Raw genomic sequence first — 5,243 nt, 5'->3', positions numbered from 1 at the left:
CCCCCCCCCCCCCCCCCCCCCCCCCCCCCCCCCCCCCCCCCCCCCCCCCCCCACGACTCGGAGCGTCAGATCAGGACTTGAACTCGGCGGTGGAGAACCGCTCGTCGGTGAGCGGGCTCGCCTTGACCCCGGTCACGTCCTTGCCGAACACGATCGCCGGCGGCGAGTGCGACACCGGGACACCGGGCAGGAAGTCCATGATGGCCTTGTTCAGGGCCTTGTACTTCTCGGTCCGGGCCGCCGCGTCGGCGGTGGTGTCGGCGTCCTTGAACTGGTCGAACAGGGCCTTGTTGGTGAAGCCCCACTCGGCCTTCGGCCGGTCGAACATGGTGCCGATGAAGTTGTACGCGTCGCCGTAGTCACCGGTCCAGCCGAGGAAGTGCAGGTCGTGCTTGTTGCCCGAGGTGGTGGCGTTCAGGTAGTCCGGGCTCCACTTGAGCGGGATGGCCTGGACGTTGATGCCGACCGCCTTGAGGTCCGCCGAGAGCAGCTCGAAGATGTCCTTCGGGTTCGGCATGTACGGCCGGGTGACCTCGGTCGGGTAGTGGAACCGCAGGGTCAGGTTCGTCGCGCCGGCCTCGGCCAGCAGCGCCTTCGCCTTCGCCGGGTCGTAGTTGTACTTGGTGACGTCGCCGTTCCAACCCTCGACGGTGTCCGGCATGAAGTTGTCGGCGACCTTGGCGCCCGGGGGCAGCTTCGAGTCGACGAGGGCCTGCCGGTTCAGCGCGTGCGCGATGGCCTGGCGGACCTTCACGTCGGCGAGCTTCGGGTTGCCCTTCTGGTTGATGCCCAGGTAGAGAATGTTGAACGCCGGGCGGGTCAGGACGTTGAAGCCCTCGCCCTTCAGCGGCTCGACGTCGGCCGGGCCGACCAGGTCGTAGCCCTGGATGTCGCCGGAGCGCAGCGCCTGCTTGCGCGCGTTCTCGTCCGAGATCGTCTTGTAGATGAGGGTCTTCAGCTTGGCCTTCTGGCCCGCGTAGTCCTCGTTGCGCTCGATGGTGAGCGTCTTGTTGGCGACGTCCCAGGACTTGAACTTGAACGGGCCGGTGCCGGTCGGGTGCGCCGTGGCGTAGGCCGGGTACTTGATGTCCTCGGCGGTGCCGCCCACGTTGCTGGCGTCGTACTTCTCCAGCGCGGTCGGGCTGTGCATCGAGAACGACGGCAGCATCAGCGCGGCCGGGATCTTGCTGGAGACCCGGGTGAAGGCCAGGTCGACGGTCGTGGCGTCCTTGGCGGTGCAGGACTTGAAGAGGCTCGGCGGCAGGTCCGCGCTCTCGTTCTTGGCGAAGCCGCCCATGACGTCCTGCCAGTACGGGGTCACGTCCGGGCTCTGCATGAGGCCCTTGGCGTTGTACCAGCGGTCGAAGTTCTTGCAGACCGCCTCGGCGTTGAATTCGGTGCCGTCGTGGAACTTCACGCCGGAGCGCAGCTTGAAGGTCCACGTGGTGCCGGCGGCGTCCGGGGTCCAGGACTCGGCCAGGCCGGGGGTGACCTTGGTGCCACCCTCCTCCGGACGGACCAGCGTCTCGAAGACCTGACGCGCCACGCGCAGCGACTCACCGTCGCTGGCGAAGCTCGGGTCGAGCACCTTCGGGTCTCCGGCTACGCCGAAGACGAGGGTGTCCTTCTTGCTACCGCCGGAACTGTCATCGCGGTCGCTCTCGGCGCAGCCTGCTACCGCGAGGGCCGCGACCGCGACGGCCGCGAGGGCGACCTTCGGCCTGGATGCACGCATGGGTGCTTCACCTCGTCCTTGGGGTTACGGACAATCGTGGTGACAGGGGTCACCGATCGCCGTGACCTTAGCCGCCGTTCGGACCGACGGGAAACCATCGAGGAACCGGTTGGTACCGGATCGTGTCTTAACCGATGCACCCCGCCTCGAAGGCCGTTCCGGACCGTGGACAAAGGGGCATTATGTCCGGGTTGACCGATGCCGATTTGTTACATCGATCGTCACCAGGATCATCCGCATGTCAGAACCCCACAGTGGACCCGCGGGCGCCCGTACGACGTTGGCCGGCACCGGGATCCGGTGCCGCCCAACGCGGAAACTCAGACGGCGCGACGGCCCTCGAAGGCCCGGCCGAGCGTGATCTCGTCGGCGTACTCCAGGTCGCCGCCGACCGGCAGGCCGCTCGCCAACCGGGTCACCGCGATGCCCATCGGCTTGACCATCAGCGCCAGGTACGTCGCGGTCGCCTCGCCCTCGGTGTTCGGGTCCGTGGCCAGGATCAGCTCCCGCACCGTGCCGGCGCTGAGCCGGGCCATCAACTCGCGGATGCGCAGATTGTCCGGCCCGATCCCCTCCAGCGGGTTGATCGCCCCGCCGAGCACGTGGTAGCGGCCCCGGAACTCACCGGTCCGCTCGATCGCGACCACGTCCTTGGGCTCCTCGACCACGCAGAGCACCTCGTCGGTGCGGCGCGGGTCGCGGCAGATCCGGCACTGGTCGGACTCGGCCACGTTGTAGCAACTGGTGCAGAACCGCACCAGTTCCTTGACCTTGCGCAACGCCCCGGCCAGCCGGTTGACGTCGGCCGGGTCGGCGGACAGGACGTGGAAGGCGATCCGCTGGGCGCTCTTCGGGCCCACGCCCGGCAGCCGCCCCAGCTCGTCGATCAGGTCCTGGATGGCGCCCTCGTACATCTGCCGCTCAGAAACCGGGCAGGCCGAGGCCGCCCATGCCGCCGGTGACCGGGCCCATCTTCTTCTCGGTCAGCTCCCGCGCCGCCTCGGCGGCGTTGTGCATGGCCGCGACGACCAGGTCCTCCAGGGTCTCCACGTCCTCCGGGTCGACCGCCTTCGGGTCGATCTTGATCGACTTCAGCTCGCCGGTGCCGGCGACGGTCGCGGTGACCAGGCCACCGCCGGCGGTGCCGGTCAGCTCCGCCTCGGCGAGCTCGGCCTGCGCCTTGGCGATCTGCTGCTGCATCTTCTGCGCCTGCTTCAGCATCTGCTGCATGTTCGGCTGTCCACCTGGGCGCACGGATGGCTCCTTCTCGCACTCGTCTCGCTCGGCCGCCGCTCAGCCTATCCGCTGTGAGCAGCCTCGCCCCGCCCGGTGCTTGGCTCGCGGCGGGTCCGGGCGCACGATCACGGGACCGACCGGACGGAGGTGGCGGATGTCCCGGGAACAGGCCGCGGCGGCCATGGAACGGCAGGCGCGGGCCTGCGCCGAGATGGACGCCGCCCTCTACGCCGACCTGCTGGCGCGCGCCGCCGGCGACGTGCGGGCCGGCGGGCCGTGCGCCACCGTCATCACGGGGTACGAGGACGCCGACGCCGACGCCCTCGTGTCGTTGCGCCTGCTCGGCGGCGTGCACGCGCTGGTGCTCTCCGGCCGGGCGCCGGAGCTGGCCCGGTTCTACCCCAGCGCGGGCGGGGCGCACCGGGCGGCGGACGCCCCCGCCTGCTGGGCCGCGTTCCGGGCGGTCGTCGAGGCCGAGCACGACACGCTGCGCGGCTGGCTGCGCCGCCCGCCCCAGACCAACGAGGTCGGCCGGGCCAACCTGCTGCTGGCCGGACTGCTGCTCGCCGTCCACGAGGTGGGCGGGCTGCCGGTGCGCCTCGTCGAGCTGGGCGCGAGCGCCGGGCTGAACCTGCGCGCCGACCGGTTCCGCGTCGAGGCCGCCGGCTTCGCCTGGGGGCCCGCCGACTCCCCGGTGCGCCTGCCCGGCGCCTGGCGGGGCGGAGCGCCCGACTGGCTGCGGGCGGCGGCCGGGGCGTACCCCGAGCTGACCGTGGTGGAGCGGCTCGGCTGCGACGTCGCCCCGCTCGACCCGGGCGACCCCGACGGCGCGCTCGCGCTGCGGGCGTACCTATGGCCGGAGCACACCGCCCGCGCGGCCCGGCTGGCCGGCGCGCTGGAGCTGGCCGGGCGGCTGCCGGCCCGGGTGGTCGCGGCGGGGGCGGCCGACTTCCTCGCCAAGATCGCCCCGCGCCCCGGCACGCTGACCGTGGTGTGGCACTCGGTGATGCGCCAGTACGTGCCGGCCGAGGAGTGGGCGCGGGTCACCGTCGAGCTGGAGCGCCTGGCCGCCGCGGGCGGCCCCGACGCGCCGGTCGCCCACCTGTCCTTCGAACCGCACCCGTGGGAGGCCCGCAACGACTTCCAGCTCCGCGCCCGGCTCGGCACCGGCCCGGAACGCCTGCTGGCAGAGGCACATCCCCACGGCCTACCCGCCTGGCCCACCTGACCGACCCTGCCACCCGCCGCGCACCCCGTGGGGATCTTGGTGCGGAAGCGACCCCGGAAGGGCCGTTTCCTACCAGGATCCGCCGTAGCGGGTCAGCGGGCGTCCACTTCGTCGATCTTCTCCGCGCCGAACGCCTCGCGCAGCAGCCGTACCGCCTGTTCCTCGCTGGACTCCCGCGCGGTCTGCTCGTCGATGACCTCGTCCAGCGGCTCGTCGCCCGGGTCGAAGCCCTCGAAGTTCGGGGCCGCCGGCCGGGCGCCGCCGGGGCGTCCCCCGCCGCCGCGCACCGGGCCGTCGAAGTCCGGGTCGTACGGCGGCTCGCCGGCCCAGTCGGCGTCCGCGGTCTTCCGGGCCGGCTGGCCGGTACGCGGACCGCGTCCCGCCGCAGCCGCCCGCGCCGCCGCGATCGCGCTGCTCACCGGTGGACCGGTCGGCCCGGCCTGCTGCGGAGCCGTCGAGGAGCCGGCCGGCTTCGATACGACGGGCGCGGCGGTCGCCGACGCCGTGGCGGTCGCCGGCCTGGTGCCGGGCTGGCCGGTCGCCGTCGGGGAACCGGCTGCCGTGCCGCTGGTCGACGCTGCGGTGGCCGATGTGCCGGTGGCCGACGCGCCACCCGGGCGGGCCGGCTCCGGCCAGTCTTCCTCGCTGCCGGCGCCGGTCGCGGCGCCACCCGGGCGCGCGGGCTCGGGCCAGTCCTCGGCACCGCCGCCGGCACCACCGGGCCGGGCCGGTTCGGGCCAGTCCTCGGTCTCCTCGACGGCGACGCCGCCGGTCCGCGCCGCACCTGGGGCCGGACGGGTCGCCCCGCCCGTGGGGCCACCGCCGGTCGCACCGCCGCCGGTCGGACCGCCGCCGGGCAGCACGCCGTGAGGGCCACCAGCAGCTACGCCGCCAGCCCCGCCGCCGACCGGGCCGCCGCCTGCCGGGCCGCTTCGGCCGCCGGGCGGGCCACCGTCAGGGTCGCCACCGTTCGGGCCACCGCCGCTGGGGCCGCCAGCGGGCGGGTTGGTGGCGATCGGGCCGGCGGTGGGGCCGGCCCGATCG

Annotated in this window: 5 protein-coding genes; 1 reads left to right on the top strand and 4 read right to left on the bottom strand. The window is 73.2% G+C overall.

What is annotated here, in order from left to right; translation table 11 throughout:
* Positions 1-70: 70 nt before the first annotated feature.
* The 3 genes from ACSNN9_RS27670 to ACSNN9_RS27660 form a co-directional block, all read right to left on the bottom strand.
* Positions 71-1,735: an ABC transporter substrate-binding protein gene (locus ACSNN9_RS27670; protein WP_436676234.1), complete on the bottom strand. Its 1,665-nt coding sequence runs from the start codon at positions 1,733-1,735 to the stop codon at positions 71-73.
* A gap of 320 nt (positions 1,736-2,055) precedes the next feature.
* Complete coding sequence (gene recR, locus ACSNN9_RS27665; RefSeq protein ID WP_357877831.1) at positions 2,056-2,649, bottom strand: recombination mediator RecR; 594 nt, start codon at positions 2,647-2,649, stop codon at positions 2,056-2,058.
* Positions 2,650-2,656: 7 nt separating this feature from the next.
* Positions 2,657-2,965: a YbaB/EbfC family nucleoid-associated protein gene (locus ACSNN9_RS27660; RefSeq protein ID WP_233600326.1), complete on the bottom strand. Its 309-nt coding sequence runs from the start codon at positions 2,963-2,965 to the stop codon at positions 2,657-2,659.
* 160 nt (positions 2,966-3,125) lie between these two features.
* Between ACSNN9_RS27660 and ACSNN9_RS27655 the strand changes: the two genes are divergently transcribed.
* A complete protein-coding gene (locus ACSNN9_RS27655; protein ID WP_436676232.1) occupies positions 3,126-4,199 on the top strand; it encodes a DUF2332 domain-containing protein in 1,074 nt (357 codons plus the stop codon).
* Between the two features lie 92 nt (positions 4,200-4,291).
* Here ACSNN9_RS27655 and ACSNN9_RS27650 read toward each other — a convergent pair whose 3' ends face one another.
* Positions 4,292-4,618, bottom strand: coding sequence for a hypothetical protein (locus ACSNN9_RS27650; protein WP_436676230.1), 327 nt, complete (start codon positions 4,616-4,618; stop codon positions 4,292-4,294).
* Positions 4,619-5,243 lie beyond the last annotated feature (625 nt).

The sequence above is a fragment of the Micromonospora sp. URMC 107 genome (assembly GCF_051386315.1).
In the GTDB taxonomy this organism is placed as follows: domain Bacteria; phylum Actinomycetota; class Actinomycetes; order Mycobacteriales; family Micromonosporaceae; genus Micromonospora.
The sequence above is the reverse complement of the archived record's forward strand: the minus strand, read 5'-3'. Positions and strand labels throughout refer to the sequence as shown.

Coding starts and splice junctions, on each gene's coding strand:
- ACSNN9_RS27670 (WP_436676234.1), bottom strand. CDS start 1,735: ATGCGTGCATCCAGGCCGAAGGTCGCCCTCGCGGCCGTCGCGGTCGCG.
- recR (WP_357877831.1), bottom strand. CDS start 2,649: ATGTACGAGGGCGCCATCCAGGACCTGATCGACGAGCTGGGGCGGCTG.
- ACSNN9_RS27660 (WP_233600326.1), bottom strand. CDS start 2,965: ATGCAGCAGATGCTGAAGCAGGCGCAGAAGATGCAGCAGCAGATCGCC.
- ACSNN9_RS27655 (WP_436676232.1), top strand. CDS start 3,126: ATGTCCCGGGAACAGGCCGCGGCGGCCATGGAACGGCAGGCGCGGGCC.